General features: G+C 56.1%; 26 protein-coding genes. 22 read left to right on the top strand and 4 right to left on the bottom strand.

The window, feature by feature from the left end; all coding sequences use genetic code 11:
• Positions 1-119: 119 nt before the first annotated feature.
• Positions 120-269, top strand: a complete 150-nt coding sequence (locus tag BOW52_RS17025) for a hypothetical protein (protein ID WP_172840286.1) — start codon at positions 120-122, stop codon at positions 267-269.
• A gap of 83 nt (positions 270-352) precedes the next feature.
• On the opposite strand, the gene hslO is transcribed toward BOW52_RS17025, so the two are convergent.
• The 4 genes from hslO to gatC form a co-directional block, all read right to left on the bottom strand.
• The gene (gene hslO, locus BOW52_RS09730) at positions 353-1,225 is read right to left on the bottom strand and encodes an Hsp33 family molecular chaperone HslO (protein WP_078483888.1); all 873 of its coding nucleotides are present in this window, start codon (positions 1,223-1,225) and stop codon (positions 353-355) included.
• Positions 1,226-1,285: 60 nt separating this feature from the next.
• Positions 1,286-2,734 carry an Asp-tRNA(Asn)/Glu-tRNA(Gln) amidotransferase subunit GatB gene (gene gatB, locus BOW52_RS09725; protein WP_078483887.1) on the bottom strand — a complete coding sequence of 483 codons (1,449 nt, stop codon included), beginning with the start codon at positions 2,732-2,734 and terminating at the stop codon, positions 1,286-1,288.
• A complete protein-coding gene (gene gatA, locus BOW52_RS09720) occupies positions 2,734-4,188 on the bottom strand; it encodes an Asp-tRNA(Asn)/Glu-tRNA(Gln) amidotransferase subunit GatA (RefSeq protein ID WP_078483886.1) in 1,455 nt (484 codons plus the stop codon). The genes gatB and gatA overlap by 1 nt, the downstream gene beginning before the upstream one ends.
• A 77-nt stretch (positions 4,189-4,265) precedes the next feature.
• A complete protein-coding gene (gene gatC, locus BOW52_RS09715; protein WP_078483885.1) occupies positions 4,266-4,553 on the bottom strand; it encodes an Asp-tRNA(Asn)/Glu-tRNA(Gln) amidotransferase subunit GatC in 288 nt (95 codons plus the stop codon).
• A gap of 134 nt (positions 4,554-4,687) precedes the next feature.
• Between gatC and BOW52_RS09710 the strand changes: the two genes are divergently transcribed.
• The 21 genes from BOW52_RS09710 (at position 4,688) to BOW52_RS09610 (ending at position 24,320) form a co-directional block, all read left to right on the top strand.
• Complete coding sequence (locus tag BOW52_RS09710) at positions 4,688-5,734, top strand: rod shape-determining protein (RefSeq protein WP_078483884.1); 1,047 nt, start codon at positions 4,688-4,690, stop codon at positions 5,732-5,734.
• 28 nt (positions 5,735-5,762) lie between these two features.
• The gene (gene mreC / locus BOW52_RS09705) at positions 5,763-6,611 is read left to right on the top strand and encodes a rod shape-determining protein MreC (RefSeq protein WP_078483883.1); all 849 of its coding nucleotides are present in this window, start codon (positions 5,763-5,765) and stop codon (positions 6,609-6,611) included.
• A complete protein-coding gene (gene mreD, locus BOW52_RS09700; protein WP_078483882.1) occupies positions 6,608-7,096 on the top strand; it encodes a rod shape-determining protein MreD in 489 nt (162 codons plus the stop codon). The genes mreC and mreD overlap by 4 nt, the downstream gene beginning before the upstream one ends.
• Before the next feature lie 35 nt (positions 7,097-7,131).
• Positions 7,132-8,976 carry a penicillin-binding protein 2 gene (gene mrdA / locus BOW52_RS09695; protein ID WP_078483881.1) on the top strand — a complete coding sequence of 615 codons (1,845 nt, stop codon included), beginning with the start codon at positions 7,132-7,134 and terminating at the stop codon, positions 8,974-8,976.
• A gap of 41 nt (positions 8,977-9,017) precedes the next feature.
• Positions 9,018-10,106: a rod shape-determining protein RodA gene (rodA, locus tag BOW52_RS09690; protein ID WP_078483889.1), complete on the top strand. Its 1,089-nt coding sequence runs from the start codon at positions 9,018-9,020 to the stop codon at positions 10,104-10,106.
• A 23-nt stretch (positions 10,107-10,129) separates the two neighbouring features.
• Entirely contained in the window at positions 10,130-11,128 is a 999-nt protein-coding gene (mltB, locus tag BOW52_RS09685; protein WP_078483880.1) for a lytic murein transglycosylase B, read from the top strand.
• A 3-nt stretch (positions 11,129-11,131) separates the two neighbouring features.
• Entirely contained in the window at positions 11,132-11,923 is a 792-nt protein-coding gene (locus tag BOW52_RS09680; protein WP_078483879.1) for a septal ring lytic transglycosylase RlpA family protein, read from the top strand.
• Positions 11,924-12,057: 134 nt separating this feature from the next.
• Positions 12,058-13,191 carry a D-alanyl-D-alanine carboxypeptidase family protein gene (locus tag BOW52_RS09675; RefSeq protein ID WP_078483878.1) on the top strand — a complete coding sequence of 378 codons (1,134 nt, stop codon included), beginning with the start codon at positions 12,058-12,060 and terminating at the stop codon, positions 13,189-13,191.
• An 8-nt stretch (positions 13,192-13,199) separates the two neighbouring features.
• On the top strand, positions 13,200-14,069 hold the full coding sequence (locus tag BOW52_RS09670; protein WP_078483877.1) for a D-amino acid aminotransferase: 870 nt from the start codon (positions 13,200-13,202) through the stop codon (positions 14,067-14,069).
• Between the two features lie 43 nt (positions 14,070-14,112).
• Positions 14,113-14,934 carry a sulfotransferase family protein gene (locus tag BOW52_RS09665; protein WP_078483876.1) on the top strand — a complete coding sequence of 274 codons (822 nt, stop codon included), beginning with the start codon at positions 14,113-14,115 and terminating at the stop codon, positions 14,932-14,934.
• On the top strand, positions 14,931-15,200 hold the full coding sequence (locus tag BOW52_RS09660; RefSeq protein ID WP_078483875.1) for a YbeD family protein: 270 nt from the start codon (positions 14,931-14,933) through the stop codon (positions 15,198-15,200). The genes BOW52_RS09665 and BOW52_RS09660 overlap by 4 nt, the downstream gene beginning before the upstream one ends.
• 2 nt (positions 15,201-15,202) lie before the next feature.
• On the top strand, positions 15,203-15,835 hold the full coding sequence (gene lipB, locus BOW52_RS09655; protein WP_078483874.1) for a lipoyl(octanoyl) transferase LipB: 633 nt from the start codon (positions 15,203-15,205) through the stop codon (positions 15,833-15,835).
• A 3-nt stretch (positions 15,836-15,838) separates the two neighbouring features.
• Complete coding sequence (lipA, locus tag BOW52_RS09650; protein WP_078483873.1) at positions 15,839-16,792, top strand: lipoyl synthase; 954 nt, start codon at positions 15,839-15,841, stop codon at positions 16,790-16,792.
• Between the two features lie 64 nt (positions 16,793-16,856).
• Positions 16,857-17,624, top strand: coding sequence for a YdcF family protein (locus BOW52_RS09645; protein WP_078483872.1), 768 nt, complete (start codon positions 16,857-16,859; stop codon positions 17,622-17,624).
• A gap of 160 nt (positions 17,625-17,784) precedes the next feature.
• Positions 17,785-18,408 (top strand): LysE family translocator, encoded by a 624-nt coding sequence (locus tag BOW52_RS09640; RefSeq protein WP_078483871.1) that lies wholly within the window; start codon positions 17,785-17,787, stop codon positions 18,406-18,408.
• 128 nt (positions 18,409-18,536) lie between these two features.
• Complete coding sequence (locus BOW52_RS09635; protein WP_078483870.1) at positions 18,537-18,860, top strand: YciI family protein; 324 nt, start codon at positions 18,537-18,539, stop codon at positions 18,858-18,860.
• 322 nt (positions 18,861-19,182) lie between these two features.
• The gene (locus BOW52_RS09630; protein WP_135622239.1) at positions 19,183-19,659 is read left to right on the top strand and encodes a hypothetical protein; all 477 of its coding nucleotides are present in this window, start codon (positions 19,183-19,185) and stop codon (positions 19,657-19,659) included.
• An 88-nt stretch (positions 19,660-19,747) separates the two neighbouring features.
• The gene (locus tag BOW52_RS09625) at positions 19,748-21,505 is read left to right on the top strand and encodes a methyl-accepting chemotaxis protein (protein ID WP_172840285.1); all 1,758 of its coding nucleotides are present in this window, start codon (positions 19,748-19,750) and stop codon (positions 21,503-21,505) included.
• Between the two features lie 657 nt (positions 21,506-22,162).
• Positions 22,163-22,642, top strand: coding sequence for a DUF2569 domain-containing protein (locus BOW52_RS09620; protein ID WP_236725695.1), 480 nt, complete (start codon positions 22,163-22,165; stop codon positions 22,640-22,642).
• A 406-nt stretch (positions 22,643-23,048) separates the two neighbouring features.
• Entirely contained in the window at positions 23,049-23,681 is a 633-nt protein-coding gene (locus tag BOW52_RS09615; protein ID WP_078483867.1) for a hypothetical protein, read from the top strand.
• Positions 23,682-23,936: 255 nt separating this feature from the next.
• The gene (locus BOW52_RS09610; protein ID WP_135622237.1) at positions 23,937-24,320 is read left to right on the top strand and encodes a hypothetical protein; all 384 of its coding nucleotides are present in this window, start codon (positions 23,937-23,939) and stop codon (positions 24,318-24,320) included.
• Positions 24,321-24,645 lie beyond the last annotated feature (325 nt).

Raw genomic sequence — 24,645 nt, 5'->3', positions numbered from 1 at the left:
TACGTCGTTCGCTCACGCTCTCAACTACGAATATACAGACGGCGTCGACTATCGCGGACTAACCGCCTTCGCTTCGCTATCCATGGCGGTCAGCGATTGAAGATCAAGAGCTCGAGGAGATGGCAAAGTCGATTGCAAATCTGGGCTTCAAGATCGGCTTTGCACGTGCCTACGCAAACGGCCCCACCCTGATGGCCGAGCTGTGTGATCGTCTCGAAGAGGCCGAACAACAACTCAGCGATATTCGCGCGGTCATCAATAGAAAATAACGACCATTAACTGCACCGCCCCAACCGGGGCGGGCAAACAGTCTGCAGCAACATCACACTCCGTAGATGAACCGAGACAGCGCCTAATGGCGTGTTGTCGACACCTCGGGTGAAGCCTCGCTGGCGGCAAAAATCTGCTCAACATCGACACTATCGAAGCTGTAGCGCTGACGACAGAACTCACAATCAACCGTAATCCCTGGCTCCTCCTCGAGGATTGAGTGAACTTCCTCGCTCCCCAGGGTACGCAACATCTTCGCCACGCGATCACGTGAGCAGGCGCAGGAGAAGCTAACCCCCTCCTTATCGAACAGACGTAGATCCTCCTCATGAAAGAGGCGATGGATAATCTGCTCGGCGGGTAGCGTTAACAGCTCCTCACTACTCAATGTCGCACCGAGATGACAGACACGATCCCAGGCATCCTTATCCTCACTCTCGCGCTCCGGAAGGCGTTGCAACAACATGCCCGCCGCCTGCTCACCATCGGCCGCCAGCCACATGCGAGTCGGCAGCTGCTCGGAACGTTCTAGATAGTCATCAAGTGCATCGGCCAGTGATGCACCCTGCAGCTCGACCACACCCTGATAGCGTTCACTGCCAGCACCGGGATCGATGGTGATAATCAGTCGACCACTACCGACACGACCCTGTAGATCACCCTCGGCCACCTCACCCTGCCACTGCGCCATGCCTCGTAGCGTCTTATCGCTGGTCGCCTCGACGACTATAAGCGAGATCGGCCCATCACCCTGTACCTGCAGGGTAATCGAACCGTCGTATTTCAGGGTTGCCGAGAGCAGCGCACTGGCCGCCATCATCTCGCCGAGCAGACTGCGAACCGGCGCGGGATATTCGTGGCGTGCAAGCACCGCCTTCCAGGTCTCATCAAGATGGACCAGCTCACCGCGAATCGGTGCGTTTTCAAACAGGAATCGTTGCAGGATATCTTTCATGCGAATAGTTCAGGTAGTAGCGTGGCGGGCCGGACGACCCGCCACAAAATGAGAGGGAAATTAGCTGTCGAGTTTCGACTTCAGCAGCTGATTGACCTGACCGGGATTGGCCTTGCCCTGTGAGGCCTTCATGATCTGGCCAACAAAGAAGCCGATCATCTTGCCCTTCTTTTTATCCTCGGCCTGACGATAGTTCTCGACCTGTTCGGCGTTGTTGGCCAGCACCTCGTCGATAATCGCCTCGATCGCGCCGCTGTCGGTAATCTGCTTCAGCCCCTTCGCATCGATCACTGCATCGGCATCGCCTTCACCATTCCACATCGCCTCGAAGACATCCTTGGCGATCTTGCCGGAGATAGTGTTGTCGGAGATACGTTTGATCATGCCGGCCAGCAGCTCGGCCGTAACCGGACTCTCGCTGAGTTCCTTACTATCTTTATTGAGCGCACCGGAGAGCTCGCCCATCACCCAGTTGGCACAAAGTTTCGCCTCGCCACCGGCGCCTGCGACCACCTGTTCGTAGAAGTCGCCCATCTCGCGGCTGGCCGTGAGCACACCTGCGTCGTAACCAGAGAGCCCATACTGCTCGATGAAACGATCACGCTTCTCATCGGGTAGCTCCGGCAGGGTGGCGCGCACCACTTCCAGATAGTCATCATCAATCGTGACCGGTAGCAGATCGGGATCGGGGAAATAACGATAGTCGTTCGCCTCCTCCTTGGAGCGCATTGAACGGGTCTCACCCTTGTCGGGATCGTAGAGGCGTGTCTCCTGCACCACCTTACCGCCATCCTCGATGATATCGATCTGACGCTCTACCTCGTGTTCGATGGCGCGCTCGATAAAGCGGAATGAGTTGAGGTTCTTGATCTCGGCGCGGGTACCGAACTCCTCCTGTCCCATTGGGCGGACTGAGACATTCACATCGCAGCGGAAAGAGCCCTCCTGCATGTTACCGTCACTGATCTCGATATAACGCACTAGTGAATGAATCTTCTTCACATAGGCGACCGCCTCTTTACCGGAACGCAGGTCAGGCTCGGAGACGATCTCCAGCAGCGGTGTGCCGGCACGATTGAGATCGATACCGGTCAGACCGTGAAAATCCTCATGCAACGACTTGCCCGCATCCTCTTCAAGGTGGGCGCGTGTGACACCGATACGCTTGGTAGAACCATCCTCCAGTTCGATATCGATATGACCGACACCGACGATCGGCAGCTCCAGCTGACTGATCTGATACCCCTTGGGCAGGTCGGGGTAGAAGTAGTTCTTGCGAGCAAAGATCGAACGACGCGCCACATCGGCCTCAATCGCCAGGCCAAACTTGGCGGCCATGCGTACTACCTCTTCGTTGAGCACCGGCAGCACGCCGGGCAGACCGAGGTCGACCGCACAAGCCTGGGTGTTGGGCTCGGCACCGTAGGTGGTCGAGGCGCCCGAGAAGATTTTGCTCTTGGTAGCGAGCTGGGTGTGGATCTCCAACCCAATGACAACTTCCCATTCCATTATTCGATCCCCTCCGGAGCCTGTTTATGCCACTCGGTCGCCTGCTGGAAGCGGTGCGCTACATTCAGCAGTCGCGACTCATCGAAGTAGTTTCCAATTACCTGCAGCCCGACCGGCAGACCATTGGCCAGACCGGCAGGTAGCGACATACCGGGCAGACCGGCGAGGTTAACCGCAATGGTGTAGATATCGGAGAGGTACATCGAGACCGGATCGTCCGCCTTCTCGCCAATGTTAAAGGCGGTGGTCGGTGCGGTCGGGCCCATGATCACATCGACCTGTTCAAAGGCCTGCTTGAAGTCATCGGAGATCAGCTGACGCAGCTGCTGCGCCTTCAGATAGTAGGCGTCGTAATAGCCGGCCGAGAGGGCGTAGGCGCCAACCATGATGCGGCGCTTCACCTCGGCACCGAAGCCCTCTCCACGAGAACGTTTGTAGAGATCTTCGAGATCCTTCGGATCCTCACAGCGGTAACCGAAACGCACCCCGTCCATACGCGAGAGGTTGGAGGAGCACTCAGCGGGGGCGACCACATAGTAGGTCGGCACAGCGAGATGGGTATTGGGCAGTGATATATCCACCACCTCGGCACCCAGCGCCTTGTACTGTTCGATGGCTGACTCAACCGCCTTGGCTACTTCGGGATCAAGCCCCTCACCGAAATACTCCTTCGGCAGACCGATCTTCAGCCCCTTAATATCGTCATTGAGGTTGGCGCTGTAGTCGGGCACATCACGCTCAACGCTGGTCGAGTCGCGACGATCGAAACCGGCCATCGTATTGAGCATCAGCGCGCAATCCTCCGCAGTCTGCGCCATCGGCCCGGCCTGATCGAGACTCGAGGCGAAGGCGATCATGCCGTAGCGCGAGACACGTCCGTAGGTCGGCTTCAGGCCAGTAATACCGGTCAGCGCTGCGGGCTGACGGATCGAGCCACCGGTATCGGTGCCCGTGGCACCCGGCACCAGACGCGCCGCCACTGCCGCTGCCGAACCACCCGAGGAGCCGCCCGGTACACGTTTGCGATCCCAGGGATTTTGCACCGCACCGTAGAAGCTGGTCTCATTCGAAGAGCCCATCGCGAACTCATCCATATTGGTCTTACCGACCATCACCGCGCCGGCGGCGTTGAAACGCTCGATCACGGTAGCGTTGTAGGGGGCGATAAAGGGGTCAAGCATCTTCGAACCGCAAGAGGTCTTCACCCCATCGGTACAGAAAATATCCTTCTGCGCCAGCGGGATACCGGTCAGTGGACCCGCCTCACCTGCCTTAATGCGGACATCGGCCTCGCGCGCCTGCGCCAGCGCCTGCTCGGCGGTGACAGTGATAAAGCTGTTGAGCTCACCATCGAGCCGCTCAATACGTTCGAGGTAGCTGCGCGTGAGCTCTTCGCTGGAGAACTCGCCGCCCTTGAGGGCCGCCGAGAGCTCGGCAATCGTCTTGTTATACATAGAGATTTCGACCTAGTTTGATCTGGGATGTGGGGTACGGACCGGTGCCGGTTCGGATCAACCGTAACGGTATCGACTCACTCAATAACCTTGGGGACCAGAAACAGACCCGCCTCGGTGGCCGGGGCGTGTGCCTGCAGGTGTTCACGCTGGTTCTCTTCGGAGACCGCATCGGGGCGCAGCCGCTGATTCATATCGAGCGGATGGGCCATCGGGGTCACACCGCTGGTATCGACCGCATTCATCTGCTCAACCAGGTTGAGAATATCGGAAAGATTCCGCGCATATTCGGGCACATCCTCCTCGCTAATGGCGAGACGGGCCAAATGGGCGATCTTTTTCACTTCCGACGCATCGAGGGACATAGGAGCTCCAAACCGTGATAGCTGTAACAGCGGGGGAAGTTACCATACTTATATCCTTGCCCAAAGCCCCCCCGAATTGCTAGATTACCGCTTTTGCACTCACCAGATACCATCTAATAGGATAACAAGGCACCATGCTAAAAAGTCTACGCGGCCTCTTCTCCAACGATCTCTCTATCGACCTTGGAACAGCCAATACGCTGATCTACGTCCGCGGCCAGGGCATCATTCTTAACGAACCCTCTGTGGTTGCCATCCGCCAGGATCGCGGACCCGGCGGCCCCAAGAGCATCGCTGCCGTCGGAGCCGAGGCGAAACTGATGCTGGGACGCACCCCTGGCAACATCGACGCGATCCGCCCGATGAAGGACGGCGTGATCGCCGACTTCACCATCACCGAGAAGATGCTGCAGCACTTCATCAACAAGGTGCATGAATCCCGTTTTCTGCGTCCTAGCCCGCGCGTTCTGGTCTGCGTACCCTGTGGCTCCACTCAGGTCGAGCGTCGCGCGATTCGTGAATCCTGTATGGGTGCTGGTGCTCGTGAGGTCTATCTGATCGAAGAGCCGATGGCAGCCGCCATTGGTGCCGGCATGCCAGTCGATGAGGCGCGCGGTTCGATGGTACTCGACATCGGTGGCGGTACCTCCGAGGTCGCCGTTATCTCACTCAACGGCATCGTCTACTCCGCCTCGGTACGTATCGGTGGTGACCGCTTCGACGAGGCGATCGTCAACTACGTACGCCGTAACTACGGCACCCTGATCGGTGAGTCGACCGCCGAGCGCATCAAGCAGGAGATCGGTGCGGCCTTCCCTGGCACCGATGTAAAGGAGATGGAGGTGAAGGGTCGCAACCTTGCCGAGGGTATTCCACGCAGCTTCACCCTCAACTCCAACGAGATTCTCGAGGCACTGCAGGAGCCTCTCTCCGGTATCGTCGGCGCGGTCAAGACCGCACTCGAACAGACCCCGCCCGAGCTGGGTGCCGATGTCGCCGAGCGCGGCATCGTGTTGACCGGTGGTGGTGCGCTGCTGCGTGACCTCGACCGCCTACTGATTGAGGAGACCGGTCTACCGGTGATCGTCGCCGAAGACCCGCTCACCTGCGTTGCTCGCGGCGGTGGTCGCGCCATTGAGATGATCGACGAGCACGGTGGTGACATCTTCTCGATCGATTAATCGAGCGGTGATCTCGTAGGGAAGCTCAATTAAAACAATATTCACACAGGGTCCTTTTCTCACCCTTCGTCTGGCAATTCTGCTCCTCAGCTCGGTAGTACTGATGACGGTCGACCACCGTCTCAGCTACCTCGAGTCTGCGCGCGCCGGCGTTGCCACGCTGTTACTACCCATCCAGTACGTAATCGAGCTGCCTGTCTCAGCCGGTCGCTGGGTCAGTGACGCACTATCCAACCGCGCCATGCTACTGGTCGAGAACAGTGAGCTACGTGATAAACAACTACTGCAGGCGGCCAAACTACAAAAGCTGGCGGCACTGGAGAGCGAGAACCGGCGCCTGCGCAAGCTACTCAACTCGGCACGTGAGATCGGTGACAATGTATTGATTGCCGAGCTGCTCGGTGTCGATCTCGATCCCTACAAACATCAGGTCACCCTTAACAAGGGCAGCATGCACAACGTGCACGTTGGTCAGCCGATCCTCGATGCCGAGGGGGTGATGGGGCAGGTGATCCACGTCTCTCCCTTTAGCGCCAATGCGATTCTGATTACCGACCCGAGCCACGCCCTGCCGGTGCAGATCAACCGAAACGGGCTGCGCTCACTGATTATGGGCACCGGCATCGTCGGTCGTCTCGAGCTGCAACATCTGCCCAACAACGCCGACATTCGTGTCGGCGACCTGCTGGTCACCTCCGGACTCGGCGGTCGCTTCCCGGCCGGCTATCCGGTGGCGCGCGTTACCGAGGTCCGTCTCGATCCGGGCCAACCCTTTGCCGATATCACCGCAGAGCCGGCGGCGCAGATCAACAGCAGTCGTGAACTTCTGCTGGTCTGGCCGGCGATCACCGCCTTTGACGATGAAGAGTCCTCATGACGACTAACAAACGTCATGGCGGCTGGATCATTCTGCTGACGCTGCTCTCGGCACTGGTGCTGACAATCATCCCGATCCCTAGCTGGGCCGAGGGGAGTCGTCCCGAGTGGGTGTTGTTGATCCTCATCTACTGGAGCATGGCACTGCCACACCGCGTCGGTGTCGGTATCGCCTGGTTCATGGGTCTCACCCTCGATGTACTCAAGGGTTCACTGCTGGGACTGCACGGCTTTGGTCTGGCGATCATCATCTATCTGATGCTCAAACTGCACCGGCGCGTCCGTGTCTTCCCGCTCTGGCAGCAGGCACTCAGTCTTTTACCGCTGCTAGCGCTCAACCAGCTGGTCATGCTGTGGATCAACGGTGTACTCGGCAACCCTGGCAGCGACTGGTACTACTGGCTCCCCTCGCTGATCGGCATGCTGCTCTGGCCGCTGCTGTTTGTCGCCCTGCGTGGCCTGCGCCGTCACTTCAGAGTTAGCTGATCAGCCCGTGACAGCGAAAGAGAAGCCGTAGTCCCATGGTTCGTAGAAACACACTCAAGGATCATCTGCGCGAAAACCGCATGTTTGTCGACCGTGTGGTCGTTGCACTGGTAGTGATGGTGCTGCTGCTGGCAGTACTGGTCGGTCAGATGGTTAACCTGCAGATCTACGACTACCCCCACTACACCACCCTCTCTGAAGGTAACCGCGTACGCATCACCGCAATCCCGCCGACACGCGGCCTGATCTACGACCGCAACGGCGTGGTACTGGCGGAGAACCAGCCCTCATTTCGACTCGAGATCACCCGCGAGCAGATTGAAGATATCGATGCCACACTGGCTAAACTACAGCAGCTGATCACCCTCAGCGAGAACGATATCAAGCGTTTCCGCTCGCTCTACAACAACCGCCGCCGCTTCGAGGGGATACCGCTACGTTTTCGTCTCAATGAAGAGGAGCTATCTCGCCTCTCGGTTGAACTGCACAGCCTGCCCGGGGTGGCGATCGTCGCCCACCTCAACCGCCACTATCCGCTCGGCGCACAGACCGCTCACATCGTCGGTTATGTAGGACGCATCAATGAACGCGAGCTACGCAGCATCGATCCCAGCGACTACAGCGGCACCTCGCATATCGGCAAGATCGGCATCGAGAAGAGTTACGAAGATCAGCTGCACGGTGGCGTCGGCGTGCGCCAGGTTGAGGTCAACGCACAGGGACGCACCCTACGCACCCTCTCCAGCTCACCACCAGTACCGGGCAAGGACATCCACCTCTCGATCGACACCCGACTGCAGCGCACCGCTGAGGTCGCCTTCGGTGATGAACAGGGTGCACTGGTCGCCATCGACCCTCGCAACGGCGAGGTGCTGGCGATGGTCAGTCGTCCCGACTTCGATCCCAACCTGTTTGTTAACGGCATCAGCACCGCAGATTATCGCCTGTTGAGCGATGACGCCGCGCAACCACTCTTTAACCGTGCCATCCGTGGCCAGTACCCGCCCGGCTCTACCATCAAGCCGCTGGTTGGACTCGCCGGGCTGGAGTACGGCATTGCTAATCCGAGGCAGAAGACCTTCTGTCCCGGTTACTACCAGCTGCCCGATCACGAGCACAAATATCGCGACTGGAAAAAACGCGGTCATGGTGCGGTCGATCTGGAGGACTCGATCGTGCAGTCGTGCGACGTCTACTTCTACGATCTGGCCAACACCCTCGGCATCGATCGCCTGCATGAGTTTCTCGGTCACTTCGGTCTCGGCAGCCGTACCGGTATCGACCTGCCGGGTGAGGCGCGTGGCCTGCTCCCTTCACGCCAGTGGAAACGTGCCACCCGTAATCAGCCCTGGTATCCGGGTGAGACACTGATCGTCGGTATCGGCCAGGGCTTTAATACCGCCACACCGCTGCAGCTCTCCACCGCCACCGCCTGGTTGGCGATGGGCGGCAAGCGCCTCAAGCCCCATCTGGTCACTCGACTCGATAGTGATGACGGACAGGAGATCATGCCACACACCAAACTCAAGCCGATTCCGATCAAAAAACACGACAACTGGGACCTCATCGTCGAGTCGATGAGCAACGTGGTGCACGGGGTACGCGGCACCGCGCGGCGCATCGGCACCGATGCCCAGTACCAGATCGCCGGTAAGACCGGCACCGCGCAGGTCTTCGGCATCAAGCAGGAGGAGGAGTACGAGGAGGAGAAGATCGCCAAGAAACTGCGCGACCACGCACTGTTTGTCTCCTACGCCCCGGTCGAAGATCCGCAGATTGCCATCGCAGTAATCGTTGAGAATGGCGGTAGTGGCGGTGCGGTTGCCGCACCCATCGCTCGTGCGGTGATGGATCGCTACCTGCTGGAGAGTGACAATTGATCTTCAACAACGAACATAATCGCCCCGGCGGTGAAGACTTCCTGCGCAGGCTCTTCCACCACCTGCATATCGATGTACCGCTACTACTGCTGTTAATGCTATTGGCCGGGCTCGGCATGGTGGTGCTCTACAGTGCCAGCGGTAGTAATGGAGATCTCATAGTGCGCCAGGTGACCCGCCTCAGCGTCGCCTTTATCGTGCTCTACCTGTTCGCCCAGATTCCGCCACAGCTACTGCGTATCTGGACCCCCTGGCTGTTCACTTTCGGAATTTTGTTGCTGATTGCGGTACTGGCATTCGGCTATACCGGCAAAGGCGCACAACGCTGGCTCGATCTCGGTCTATTCAAGTTCCAGCCCTCGGAGATCCTCAAGATTACCGTGCCGATGATGGTCGCCTGGTATCTGGGTGAACGGCCGCTCCCCCCCGACTTTCGACGCATCACCATCGCGGCACTGATCGTATTGATCCCAACCCTGCTGATCGCCAAACAGCCCGATCTCGGCACCTCACTGCTGATCGCCTGCTCCGGCTTCTTTGTGCTGTTTCTCGCCGGTCTTCCATGGCGACTGATGTTTGGCGCAATCGTGCTGATGATCCCCGCCTCAATGGCGCTCTGGTTCTATGGCATGCACGCCTACCAGCGCCAGCGGGTACTCACCTTTCTCAATCCCGAGCAGGACCCACTCGGCAGCGGCTACCACATCATTCAGTCGAAGATCGCCATCGGATCGGGCGGAATCTACGGCAAGGGTTGGCTCAACGGCACCCAGTCACAGCTCGACTTCCTGCCGGAGCGCTCCACCGACTTCATCTTTGCGGTACTCAGCGAGGAGTTCGGTCTAGTGGGCGTAATCCTCCTGCTGGTGCTCTACATGCTGATCCTGCTACGCACGATGCACATTGCCACCCAGGCACAGGACACCTTCACCCGGCTGCTGGCCGGCAGCCTCGGCCTCACCTTCTTTATCTATGTGGTCGTCAATACCGGCATGGTCACCGGTCTGCTGCCGGTGGTGGGACTGCCGTTGCCACTGATCAGCTACGGCGGCACCTCAATGGTGACCCTGATGGCCGCTTTCGGTATCCTGATGTCAGTCCATACACACCGAAAGCTGCTACCAAAATAGCGACTCAACCCTACGAGAGACGTATGCGATACCTACCCATTATTAGCCTGTTTACCCTCCTACTCTCGCTCGCCCTGCCGAGCCACGCTGCCCAGCAAAGCCTGCTCAAACGCACCGCGGTGAAACAGTTCATCGACGAGATGGTCACCAAACACGACTTCAAGAGCAACGAGCTGGTCAACCTTTTCGCTCAGATCGAGCTGAAAGAGTCAATCATCAAGGCGATCACCCGTCCCGCCGAGGCGAAGCCGTGGCGCGACTACCGCAAGATCTTCATTCAGGATTCGCGCATCCAGGGGGGTGTCGACTACTGGAATCAGAACAGAAAGCTGCTCGAGCGTGCCGAGGCGGAGTTTGGCGTGCCACCTGAGATCATCACCGCCATCATCGGGGTCGAAACCCGCTACGGCCGCCATGCCGGCAGCTATCGCGTACCCGATGCACTGGCCACCATCGCCTTCGACTACCCGAAGCGGGCCAAATTCTTCCGCAAGGAGCTGGCGCAGTACCTGATTATGGCCCGCGAGGAGGGCTTCGACCCGCTCTCAAAGAAGGGCTCCTACGCCGGCGCGATGGGTCACCCGCAGTTCATCCCCAGCAGCTTTCGCCACTACGCCATCGACTTCGATGGCGATGGCAAACGCGACCTGTGGGAGAGCAATGCCGATATTATTGGCAGCGTCGCCGCCTACTTCAAACGCCACGGCTGGAAAAAGGGCGAGCCGGTCACCACCCCGGTGAGCGTCAGCAGCAAGGATTATAAAAGTCTGGTTGGCAAGGGCCTGAAACCAAAACTCTCACTGCAACGTATTGTCAGTTACGGCGTTGAACACAAGCAGCCGCTTAATCAGGAGCAGCTCGCCACCCTGATGGAACTTGAAGGACGCCACGGTGATGAGCACTGGATCGGCCTGCACAATTTCTATGTCATCACCCGCTACAACCACAGCCCCCTCTACGCCATGGCCGTCTACCAGCTGAGCCAGGAGATTGCGGCACTGCGCGCCGAGGGCATGCACTAGGCGATGAAGCGGCTCGGCCTCATACTCCTCCTGCTTCTACTCAGCGGCTGCTTCGGCAGTGGCTATCGGGTCAGTGATGGTGCACCGAGCAACTCACCCGACGTCTCCCACGTACCCAACGCCACTCCACGTTACGAGCCGCGCGCCCGCTACGGTAATCCCGCCAGCTACGAGGTCAACGGCCGCCGTTACCACGTCAAACAGGAGAGTAAGGGATATCGCGAGCGCGGCATCGCCTCCTGGTACGGCACCAAGTTCCACGGCAAGCTCACCTCCACCCGTGAGCGCTACGATATGCTCGGCATGAGCGCCGCGCACAAGAGCCTGCCACTGCCGACCTATGCCGAGGTTACCAATCTGCACAATGGCCGTAGCGTGGTGGTGCGCATCAACGATCGTGGTCCCTTCCACGACAACCGCCTGATCGACCTCTCCTACGCGGCGGCGAAAAAGCTCGGCATTCTCGCCAAGGGGACTGGACTGGTCGAGGTGCGGGCTATCAACCCCGGCACTCCCAGGCTGCACCAGGCGATACGACCGGTCGGCATCGACCCCGATGCCTCGATCTACCTGCAGCTCGGTGCCTTCCGCGACCGACAGAACGCCGAACGGTTACGCCAGCGCGTTGCCACTGAGGCCGCCATCAAGGCGATCAAGGTCAGCGAGGTTTCCAGTCTGCTCGATACCTTCTACCGGGTCCGTATCGGGCCACTCGCCAGTGTCGAGAGCGCCGACCGGATCACCCAGCAACTCAGCCGCCACGGCATCGATCCGCCACGCGTCGTGATCGATTAGGCGCTGACCCAATAGCCCTGTTCTATGCGGCTACTTTTCCCCTCGCCGTCACGTTAAAATGAACCTTTACGCCCTGGCGACCTCTCTGTTGAGAGACGATTCATTGAAATAACATAATCCAAGAGCCCTATAAGATGCCCTTACTCACCCGACTGCTCACCCTCATTCTGTTTGCACTACCGACCGCACAGGCCGCCTCGATCGTCCCCTCACCGCCCGATGTAGCTGCCAAAAGCTATGTCATAGTCGACTTCGACAGCGGTCAGGAGCTTGGCGCGCTCAATGCAGACCAACAGATTGAACCCGCCAGCATTACCAAGATGATGACCTCCTACGTGCTACTGCATGAGCTGAAATCGGGTGCGATCAAACTCGACGATGAGGTGACGGTCAGCGAGAAGGCGTGGCGCGCCGAGGGTTCACGCATGTTCATCGAGGTGGGCAAACGCATCCCGGTCGAGCTACTGCTGAAGGGGATGATCATCCAGTCGGGTAACGACGCCAGTATCGCCCTGGCCGAACATGTCGCCGGCACTGAAGCGACCTTTGCCCAACTGATGAACAGCCATGCCCAGCGCCTCGGCCTGACCGGCACCAACTTTATGAACAGCACCGGCCTGCCCCACCCCGACCACTACACCACGGCCCACGATATCGCCACCATCGCCCGTGCGCTGATCAGCGAGTTTCCTGAACACTACAAGTGGCATGCAGAGAAGAAGTTCACCTTCAATAACATCACCCAGCACAATCGCAACAAGCTGCTGTGGCGCGACGAATCGGTCGACGGCATCAAGACCGGCCACACCGAATCGGCAGGTTACTGCCTGGTCAGCTCCGCCAAGCGCAGCGACATGCGACTGATCACCGTGGTACTTGGCGCCAAGAGCGAGAATGCCCGCGCCACCATTAGCCAGTCACTGCTCAACTACGGCTTCCGCTTTTATGAGAGCCACAAGCTTTACGACGGTGGCAAGGCGCTTACCCAGGCGCGCATCTGGAAGGGAGCGACGGAGAAGTTACCACTGGGTCTAAAGAACGACCTCTACGTCACCATCCCACGCGGTCAGTACAAGAAGCTGAAAGCGAATATGGCGCTCAACGCCACCATCACCGCACCGGCCAAACGCGGCGCTGGCTACGGCAAGGTCAATGTCACCCTCGATGGCAAACCGCTGCTCAATCGCCCGCTGATCGCACTCGCCGATGTGGCCGAGGGGTCGATGTTCGATCAGCTGATCGACGATGTGAAGATGATGTTCGAGTAACCGCAGCCATGAGTGACGACACCATCTATCTCAACGGCGAGTTTCTACCCGCTGCTACCGCCACCATCTCGGTAATGGACCGCGGCTTTCTCTTCGGCGACGGCGTCTATGAGGTGATTCCCGCCTACAGTGGACGACTGTTCCGACTTGAAGAGCACCTTACCCGCCTCGACCAGAGCCTGGCTGGTATCCGCATGCAGAACCCGCTCAGCCACAGCGAGTGGTCGGAGCTACTGCAGGCACTACTGGAGAAGAACAGCGGCGGCGACCAGTCAGTCTATCTACAAGTGACCCGCGGGGCCGCTGAGAAGCGCGACCACGCCTTCCCCGAAGGGATCAAACCGACCCTGTTTGCCAGTTGTACACCGATCACCCAGCCCGATGAGAGTTACTACGCCGACGGACTCAACGCCGTCACCCTGGACGATATTCGCTGGCAACACTGCAACATCAAGGCGATCACCCTGCTACCCAACGTACTGCTGCGCCAGCAGGCGATTGATGCTGGCGGTTCTGAGGCCATCCTGTTGAGAGACGGCAACGCCATCGAAGGGGCCGCGAGCAACCTCTTTATCGTTGAGGGCGATACCATCATCACGCCTCCCACTGGGCCACAGCTGTTGCCTGGCATCACCCGCGACCTGGTGCTGGAACTGGCTCGTGCCAATGACGTTCCCTGTCGCGAAGAGGCGATCGACGAGGCACAGCTGCGCCACGCCGATGAGGTCTGGCTGACCAGCTCCACCAAAGAGATCATGCCGGTCACCCAGCTCGACGAAACTCCGGTCGGCAACGGTCGGCCCGGCCCCGTGTGGCGACGTCTACGTGAGCTCTATAGCGCCTACAAGGTTCTTATCAAAGAAGGCAAAGCTGGCTGACCATCTCGCAGCACACAACGGTTGCGAATAGCCTTCACTACACATGAGCAAACATATCCATATCGTTGGGCTCTCACCGCGTAGCGGAACCACCCTGATCGCAGAACTGATCAACAGCTGTTTCAATATTGACGGTTATTGCGAACACGAGAGTACCGTCTTCAGCAAACCCGACCGTCCAGTAGATATCTTCTGCACCAAGGCTCCCAATCAGGTCCGCTACATGAAGCGAGCGATGCAGATCGATCCTGACCTGTGGTGTATCTGTATGGCACGCGATCCGCGTGACGTGGTGGTCAGTCGACACAAAAAACACCCTGATCGTTACTGGACCCCGCTGCGTGTGTGGCATGAGCACTTTCAGACCAGCCGCTCATTGGTCGGGCATTCACGCTTCATCATGGTGAAGTATGAGGATCTGGTGTCCGATCCCGACGCCATTCAACAACAGCTGATGGCACACATGCCCTTTTTGCATAAACAGTGTGATTTTTCTGCCTTTTATAAAAACGCCAATCCCTCGGAAAAATCGCTACGCGCAATGAATGGAGTACGTAAAACCACCACCTCCCGGATCGGCAACTGGCGCACACACAAGGAGCGCCTGCAGGGACAACTTGCACAGCATGGCCCGGTGAGTGACGAGCTGATCGAACTCGGTTATGAGAGCAATAGCGAGTGGATCAAGGAGCTCGATGGGATTGAGGCCGACCTCACCCCGAGCTGTGCACCAGAGCAGATCAAGCTGCGCAAACGAATCGTCAAGAAGTACAACGACTTCACCCGCCTGCTCAGATTCCAGCTTGGCATCGGCAAACCGGTTAAACTTATCTATCCAGAGAGAAAGACTGAAGCAGAATCATGAGTGACGAGAGAGAGACACTGATTGAGTTCCCCTGCGATTTCCCGATCAAGGCGATGGGACGTGATGAGGGGGAGTTTGAGACGCTGGTGGTCGAGCTGGTGCGCAAACACGCGCCCGATCTCGGAGAGGGAGCGGTCACTACCCGCCCCAGCAAAGGCGGCAGCTTCCTCTCAGTCACCGTCACCGTTCGTGCCACCAGTCAGCAACAGCTCGATAACATCTACCAGAGCCTCACCGACTGCGAACAGGTCTTGATGTCACTCTGACCATGCAGCCGGTTACCCTTCGCAGGCTCGGCCAGCGCGACTATGAACCTGTCTGGCGCGAGATGGAGTCGTTCACCTTCACCCGTACGCCAGATACCATCGACGAGCTATGGCGGGTCGAACATCCTCCCATCTTTACCCTTGGTCTCAACGGAAAAAACGAACACCTGCTCAACCCCGGCGACATCCCTGTGATCAACGTCGACCGTGGCGGTCAGGTCACCTACCACGGCCCCGGCCAGATCGTCATCTACACCCTGCTCGATCTGCGTCGCCTCGGCATCGGCGTGCGCGAGCTGGTCACCCACCTGGAGCAGTCGATCATTGCACTACTCGCCGACTACGACGTTGAGGCCGCGGCACGCAAAGATGCCCCCGGTGTCTATGTGGCTAAGCAGAAGATTGCCGCCCTCGGTCTAAGGGTAAAGCGCGGCTGCAGTTATCACGGCCTGAGCCTGAATGTCGATATGGAGCTGGAGCCCTTCTCTCGTATTAACCCCTGCGGTTATGCCGACATGGCAGTCACCCAGATGGCCGATCTTGGCATCACCGCCAGCGTCGATCAGGTCGCCGAGCGGCTGCTATCACACCTGACCAGAGAGCTGGGCTACACTACGGGCCGAACTGAGGTGTAACGGATGTCCGATCAAGAAGATAAAAACGTCGTGCGCGAACGCGGTGCTGCCAAGGTGGCACGCATCCCTGTAAAGGTGGTGCCGACCACCCGCCCCCAGCGTAAACCGAACTGGATTCGCGCCAAATCACCCAACCACCCCGAGGTGGTGCGGCTGAAAAAGGTGCTGCGCAGCCAGAAGCTGCACACCGTCTGTGAAGAGGCATCCTGCCCCAACCTCGGTGAATGCTTCGGTCACGGCACTGCCACCTTCATGATCCTCGGCGACATCTGCACACGCCGCTGTCCCTTCTGCGATGTTGCACACGGCAAACCACTCGCGCCCGACAGCGATGAACCACAACACCTTGCCGAAACGATCAAGGCGATGGGACTGCGCTACGTGGTCATCACCTCAGTCGATCGTGACGACCTGCGTGACGGCGGCGCCCAACACTTTGCCGACTGTATCAAGGCCATCCGTGCCACCACCCCCGAGACCAAGATCGAGATTCTGGTTCCCGACTTTCGTGGACGCGAAAAGGTGGCACTGGAGATCCTCAGCGCCACACCGCCCGACGTCTTCAACCACAACATGGAGACGGCCCCACGGCTCTACCGACAGTCACGCCCTGGCGCCGACTATGAAGGTTCGTTACGCCTGCTCCAGGCCTACAAGGCGGCACAGCCCGATGTGCCGACCAAATCGGGACTGATGCTCGGTCTGGGCGAGACGATTGAGGAGGTCGAGGCGGTGATGCAAGCGCTGCGAACCCACGGTTGCGACATGCTCACCCTCGGCCAGTACCTTCAGCCGAGTCTCGATCACCTGCCGGTTGATCGTTTCGTCACCCCTGAAGAGTTCGACAAGCTCAGGGAAGTTGGTGAAGATATGGGCTTCTCACAGGTCGCCAGCGGACCGATGGTGCGCTCCTCCTATCACGCCGACCAGCAGGCCGCTGGACTACTCGACAAATAACACCAGATACAAAAAGAACGTGACGGCACCCAGTTGCCGCACCTGACTAAGGAACCAAATATAGATGGACATTCTGTTTAGCCGCACCCTCGAACTACTGGTCTACCCACCCGCCAGCAGTCTCGTTTTCATCATGCTCGGTGCAATTTTTCTACTGACGAAAAAAACCAGCCTCGCCATTCTCACCACCTCCTTCGCCGTGGTCACGCTCTACTTCGCCAGCATCCCCTTCACCACCGAGGTGATGTCCGACATGCTAGAGCGCACCCCTCCGGTCACGCCGGAGCTGATCGCAGAGAAACGTCCTCAGGCGATTGTTGTACTCGGCGGCGGTCGCTATTGGAACGCACCCGAGTATGGCGGCAACGATGTCTCCGGTGACGGTGGTCTGGAACGGGTGCGCTACGCCGCCTATCTTTATCGAAACACCAAACTACCCATCGCACTGATCGGTGGCGATGGACTCAAAACCGGCACCAGCGAAGCAGCGCTGATGCAGCACACGCTCGAACAGGAGTATATCGTTCCGGTACGCTGGACCGATGGACGCAGCCAACACACCTTCGACAACGCCCGCTACGCCCATGAGGTATTAACGGGCAGCGGCATTGAACGTATCCTGCTCGTCACCCACGCGCGCCACATGCCTCGCGCACAGAAGGCGTTCGAAGATACGGGTCTTATCGTTATTCCGGCACCCACTGCCTACTCAACACCCGGCCCTACACAGAGCGGGCTACGTGCCTGGTTACCTAACGCCAGAACGCTTACACAAAATAATGCGGGACTGCATGAGTTGCTGGGAATGGTCTGGTATCGGATCTTCCATTAGTAACAGGGCCGATCACTCTGACCGACGGGGAAGAGTGAAGCCGCACTCGAATAAGCGTTAAACAGATCAAGGCGACAACGCAGAGATGTACCCTGTCCTGAACAGCCAAGCCGACGACCAAGCACAGTGAAAAACACTCGATTTTAGGCACTCTAAACAGATGCTCTCTTACTTGGCTATAGGGATTTTGTTCGGGGTGACCGCAGGATTCTCTCCGGGGCCCCTCTTGACCCTGGTGATCTCTGAAACCCTTGAGCACGGAGTCGGCGCAGGTATCCGCGTGGCACTTGCTCCGATCATTACCGACATTCCGATCATCGCCATCACGCTTCTTGTTTTTACCCAGCTATCCGATTTCGACACCATTCTCGGCACCATCTCACTACTGGGTGGCTGCTATGTTCTATACATCGGATACGAAAGCATCAGCGCCAAAGCGCACAATAACCGGCCGACCGAAGAGAGGCCCAAATCATTAACCAGAGGTGTTCTGGCTAACGCACTGAGTCCACACCCCTATCTGTTCTGGTTCAGCGTCGGCGCGCCGACGACCGCAAAAGCCATGAGCATCAACACGATCGCCCCACTGCTCTTTATCGGCGGTTTCTACCTTCTTCTCATCGGCTCAAAAGTTGGTTTGGCACTCATTGTCGGTAGATCAAAAACCTTCTTGAATGATAGAACCTACGGCTACACGATGAAGCTACTTGGCCTGGCACTTGTGGCATTTTCATTTGTGCTATTTGCCGATGGGCTCAAGCTGCTCCACCTTTTGGGTTCTTAAAACCGCCATTTGTCATCACGACTGCGACTAACGGCAGCGATCAACCCTTCATTGCCTCTCAGGGTTTTCCAACTAGACTCCTCTCTAACAACAGACAAACACAGCACACCAACGTCAAGGAACACACCATGCCGCAATACGTGATCACCTACCTCGGTGGCGACCAGCCGGCCACCCCAGAAGAGGGCAAGCAGCACTTCGCAAAATATATGGAGTGGTTGAATTCGCTAGGCGTGGCAGCAATCAGCCCCGCCAATCCACTCAAGGAGACCTCGGTCGTTGCACCCGATGGTTCGGTTACGCGTGGAAGCTTAACGACGATGTCAGGCTTTACCATCATTCAAACCGACTCGATGGCATCCGCGCTGTCGATCGCAAAACGGTGTCCCTTTCTTGAGGTGAATGGCTCACTTGAGGTTTCGGAGCTAGTTGAGATGCCCATAAACCAATAACCCACCTAACCTCTTTTTGTAGTCAAACAACTCGGCTCTTACATACACCTCAATCTCGCGATCAGGCGGCGGGGCCCCTCACCCCCCACGTCACTGCGTATCAAACAAACTCGATATCACTACCTACCAGCCAGCCACCTCATGACATTTGCTGCCAATGCAAACAATTCTCACTGTTGATTGATCTGCATCAATGTCCTCCCAGACCCTATACCCCATAAGTGAAGGGGTTTTTACTTTAGAGGGAGCTGAAGTATATGGGCCGGTCGTTTTGCCCACCGAGTAGCTATCCAAACCTTAAATGATGCACGGAGTCACTAGTATGAACGGAACACTCAAATCCCTGATCCTGTTTCTCTCATCCCTGCTTGTCAGCGTCAGCGCCCTTGCCGCTTCCGATGCGGCCTTCCCCGACGGCTGGGATAGCTGGCCAATTCACCACAGCGGTCAAATTCTCGGTAAAGACACCGCGATCCCTGCCGACCTGCCACCCATCGTGCAGGAGACAATGAAGACCTATAACTGGGTCGGTGACGGTAAGGGAACCGCCTACAACGTACGCATTAACCCCAGCCAGAAGGCGGGTGCCTATGCCGATGCGCCTACCGCTGTACTAGAGCTAATCGATATCAAAGTATTACTGGTGACCGAGCATCTACTGGGTGAACCGCAGTATGGTGCCTACACTATGGATAAGCAGGAGATCAGCGGTGCACACCCATCGCTGGCACCCGCCACCTGCACCAGTTGCCACTCGGGCTACGGTGAGGCCTGCATTACCGGCGTCTGCAACAAGTAACCAGTGCATCGCCGTTCATGGTGGCCAGGCGCTCTGGCTACCGTGAACCTTGCACCTTTGTATTAAGTACATGCAGGAGGCCCGACTGATGGCCAACCTAACCTTCCCCTCTTTGTCGATTCGTCAGGTAGTGACGGGTGGACCTATTGTTCTTCTACTGGTGACCAGCCTGGTACTCGGCTTTGCCCGTTACCAGAATGACTACGATACCGCCGTTGAACACTCACTGGAGCTATCACGTGTCGGGCTCCAGCCCATTCTTAATCTGATGAAGGCCTCCGTCGGTGGCGGCAACTACGCCAACGTTCAGGACAAGGAGGCGCTGAGCCTCTACCAGGCCGATGAGTCGCTGATGCTGTTTGTTGTAGAGGGCAAGACCGACCAGAACGGCGAAGCGTTTGGCATCAGCTACGACAGCGGTCAGAGTGCGATCCTACGCACCGCCTACCCAGATAACTATGAGGCGGGTTTGGTAAAGAAGGTCGACTCAGCCCGTAACAAACTCAAACAGATGGCAGCCGACCACCCGAAGCGCGGGCGCATCGAGAAACTCGCCAATCGTTTTAAGGGCGATCTAGAACAGTACCAGCGTGGACAGCAACAGCTCAGCGACGTGATGAGCAACTACCGACGTCCTGACGAGAGTCAGTTCACCTCCGGCTACTATCTCGATCCTAAGAGTTGGCGCCTGCATATGCTACTCGATACCGGCAACGAGGGTGGCGGCACCATCTGGGTGGTTAAAGATGCCTCACACATCGGCGGTCTATGGAAAGCCATTCTGGTAAACGTTGCACCGCTGAGCATCGGCGCACTGCTGATCGCCGCCTTTCTTGCCTGGCTGCTCGCACGGCGCATCCACAGAGCGATCAACGCCATTAAGGCAACCATTGTCGATGTTGAACAGAGCTCAGACCTGACCCAGCAGATCGTCCACCAGAATAGCGATGAGTTAGGCGAAATCGCCGACACCTTCAACAACCTGCTGGTGAAATTCCGCTCCGGCATCAGCGGCGTTGCAACCGCAACCAGTACGCTCTCCGGGGCTGCGGAGGAGATGTCGATGGTCGCCGCCGAAACCAATCAGGGGTTGGTCCGTCAGAAGTCCGATACCGAGGAAGTGGCCCACTCAATCAGCATCATGACCTCCACCATCGGTGAGATTGCCAGCCACGCCGCCGACGCCTCCGACGCCACCCAGCGCACCGACGACGAGGCGCGCCAGGGACAACAGGTCGTCAGCGAGACCATCAACTCCATAGACAGACTGGCCACCGAGATTGGAACCGCCTCGGAGGTCATCACTCGCCTCGGCAAACGCAGCGAGGAGATCGGTGCGGTGCTTGATGTGATCAAGGGCATCGCCGAACAGACCAACCTGCTGGCACTCAACGCCGCCATTGAGGCGGCCCGTGCCGGTGAACAGGGGCGTGGTTTTGCCGTGGTCGCCGACGAGGTCAGAACCTTGGCAAGCCGAACCCAATCCTCGGCAGAGGAGATCAACGGCATGATCGAAAGCCTGCAGGTCAACGCCAAGGAGGCAGTGACTGTAATGGAGAACGGACGAGAACAGGTACAGCAGAGCGTCGATCAGGCCGCCCATGCGGGTGAAGCACTACAGAGCATCACCACCATGGTCGATACCATTCGCGAGATGAATGAGCGCATCGCCTCCGCCGCCACCCAACAGAGCGAGACCTCCGAAGAGGTCAGCCGAACCATCAGCGCCATCAGCCATGAGGTAGAACAGACCGTCGATCGCGCCAACACCACCGCCATCAGCAGTGACAATCTGGCACAGCTCGCCGATGAGATGCAGAGACTGGTGGGGCAGTTTAAGATTTAGGAGGTTTGTTTATTTGAGACCACACCAGACTAGAGCTTATTCGAGTTTGTAACTGATGGTTTCGCCCTGCGCAGCGAGGTACATTCGCTTAACCGCATAAGAGAAAGTACACAAAGAGGTCGTTCCTGCGCATCCATGCGCCCGCGACATTCGCACTTCCATGTACATCAAATGCGTCCAACGATTTGCCGCTTCACGGAACTCTGCGCGAAGTACAGGATGCACGAATGCCCGAACCACATGGAAGTGCGAGAGTGGCCTTCTCAAAATCACAGGCGCGAGCAGAAACTCGCTACGCTCAAACAGCTGCTCACTTAATCCTGTAATTTCGCGATACTCACTTTCATCGACGGGAGATAAAAACAGATCGATTTGGCATCGCTATTAGATTTGTTTTACTCTCCACCTAATCACCAACACACAACAACAAGACTGTGAGCCATAGAAGCTCACACACTCACATCACAGGAAGCAGTATTGCAGGATGCAAAAACACCACACCCATTCCCACAAAACAATCAGATCACACACCAACGGTAAGCGCCATTGGCGGTATACCGCAATATAGATCCATCCACACGACAAATTGTTAGAAAAACCAACAGGGAGTTAAAAATGACTGATGATAATGAACTAAAAGGATTGGGTGGCTAGCTTATCCTAGTTGGAATCGGAGTTGCAATAGGACCCATCAGGTTGCTAGCCGTACTTATCCCAACTTACAAACCAATATTCGAAGACGGGACTTGGGAAGCCTTAACCACAGCAGACTCTGTAACGTACAACCCATACTTCGGCTCATTACTAACGGGCGAAATCGCATTCAACTCAATAATGGTGGCCGCATCTATTTATTTGGTATATTTGTTTTTTTCAAAGCACTATCTTTTTCCAAAACTGTACATAGGAATATTCGCAGCATCTCTGGTATTTATTCCTCTTGACGCTTGGCTTGCAACCAAAGTATTTCCGAGCCTCCCAATGTTCGATCAAGAAACAACAATGGAGTTTACAAAATCACTTATTGCTGGCGCTATCTGGATTCCATACATGCTCGTCTCAAAAAGAGTTAGAGCAACATTCATTGAATGCATGCCTAACAAACAAATCCCGTCGAACGCAGAAAGCATTGGTTGATTTATAATAAGTGGTGAATAAGTGGTGAATAAGTGGGGCAGCTTAAGATTTAATATCAACACGCACCTTCACCAGATACCGTTGAGTCAGCACGGATAGCCAGACTCAACGGACCGAAACAAAAACGAACCTGTTGAGCACACCATCAGCCACACCAGCACGGTCGTAACCACCCTATTTGGCTTCGATAGCCGTTTTGTTTAATCTCTTCTAAACGATCTAAAGCACCAACATAGCGATCAGCCCCATCAGGCTTACGCCGTCACACAACAGGAAGAAGAGTTGCAGGATGCAAACGCACAACAAACACCCCCTACAAACAACAGATCACAGCACCAAAAACAAACGGAGTCAGAGAGCAATTGTTGCTAATATTCGTTAATAAAGCTCTCTGACACCTATTTTCATGAGAAATACTTACACTATTAGTGACTTTAGAATTATTGGTATCCCGCATATCGAAGTTGTCGGGGATATATTTCACTATCAAGACTTATATGAATTGGTAGGAGAACCCCAGCATATGACATCCTTTAGTTTTAAGGATGGAAGTGATTCTTGTAATATCTACGGTAAAACCGTAATGGGCACCATCTATTATGATAAGAAGACTCTTAAGTTACTCGAATCAGCAATCTTCGAAGGCCAAAAATATTCAACAAACAAAATAAGAATTGAAAGCCCAAGTGGGGAGTCGCTATTTTTGCGGAAGCTTGTTTTGGGCATCCAAGCTTCTTCGTCGTTCGCTCGCGCTCTCAACTACGAATATGCAGACGGCGTCGACTATCGAGGACTAACCGCCCTCACTTCGCTCTCCATGGCGGTCAGCGCCAGAGAAATCACTGAAGAAACAAGGTGTGATCTTAAATATGGTGGAATAAGCATAGGTGATATTGAGGGTATTTCATTTTTACCGTACAAAAGAACTACAGAGTTTCATAAGTCCGGTGACAAACGGGTACCCGACATCATTGAAATTGAAGCAGATTGCAGTGGAATTGATGTCGATATTATAAATCAGAGTTATTTGGTAAAATAACATAACTCCGGAGTAAATCTTTGTGGATTCGAAAAAGAACAACTAATTGGAATAACTCTTGGTTTAAATAACCGACACATTGATTCAAGAATTCTTAAGGAATTTGGGTTTTCAAAAGAATATTTAATTTCAAGTTTAAGTATTTGGATAAGCCTATTCAAAGTACGAGAGAGGCGTAATCTTTTAACAGAAGAGGAGAAGGATAGTTACTCTGAAGTTAAAAGTACGTTAATTCTAGAAAGGTTTAATAAAGTTTTGAAGGAGTTATCTAAAGCAGGAATTTCGAATAAATATAATTCTTCAGATAATTGTACTATTGCAGCAGTACTAGAATCGTCCAAGGGATTTTATCCTTCAGTTCTATTACACGGTAAGCTCCAAGTTTATTGGGATATTGATTCGTATGTGCATATAGCACTTCGCCATGTAAAAGATTACCAAGTGGGCGGACTTAGGGAAAAAACACCGTTTCCTTATAAATCGAGCGATCTTAAGTCACTAATTGAAAAAGTTCTTCAACGAGTCGAGCTGGAAATCAAAGAATATCTTGAGTCAGGTCAAACTACGGATTTCACGCGCCATGGCAAGATGGCAAGATGGCCGTCGCCTACAACGGAGATCACTATCATGTGCGAATAAACTCGGAAGGTAGGTTAGTTAAATTTCACACTGTAGAATAAGCATCTAACAATGGCGGTTGAGAGGGACTTGCCGCTAGCGTTATCAATCACAGAACACGGTTTTGACCTTTCCCCCTCTACATCACCGAGCATCGGAGCGATTTCAGGGTTGAGTGAGCAGCTGTCTGAGCGTAGCGAGTTTCTGCTCACGCCTGAAATCGTGAGAAGTGAGGGAACCCGTAGGGTCCGGGGAGTCGCTATTTTTGCGAAAGTTTGTTTTGGGCATCCAAGCCCAAGCAAACAGCAAAAACTTCACGCGACCGTTTATGCCTGCGGCGCCCCGA

The sequence above is a fragment of the Solemya pervernicosa gill symbiont genome (assembly GCF_002020875.1).
Lineage (GTDB): Bacteria > Pseudomonadota > Gammaproteobacteria.
The sequence above is the reverse complement of the archived record's forward strand: the minus strand, read 5'-3'. Positions and strand labels throughout refer to the sequence as shown.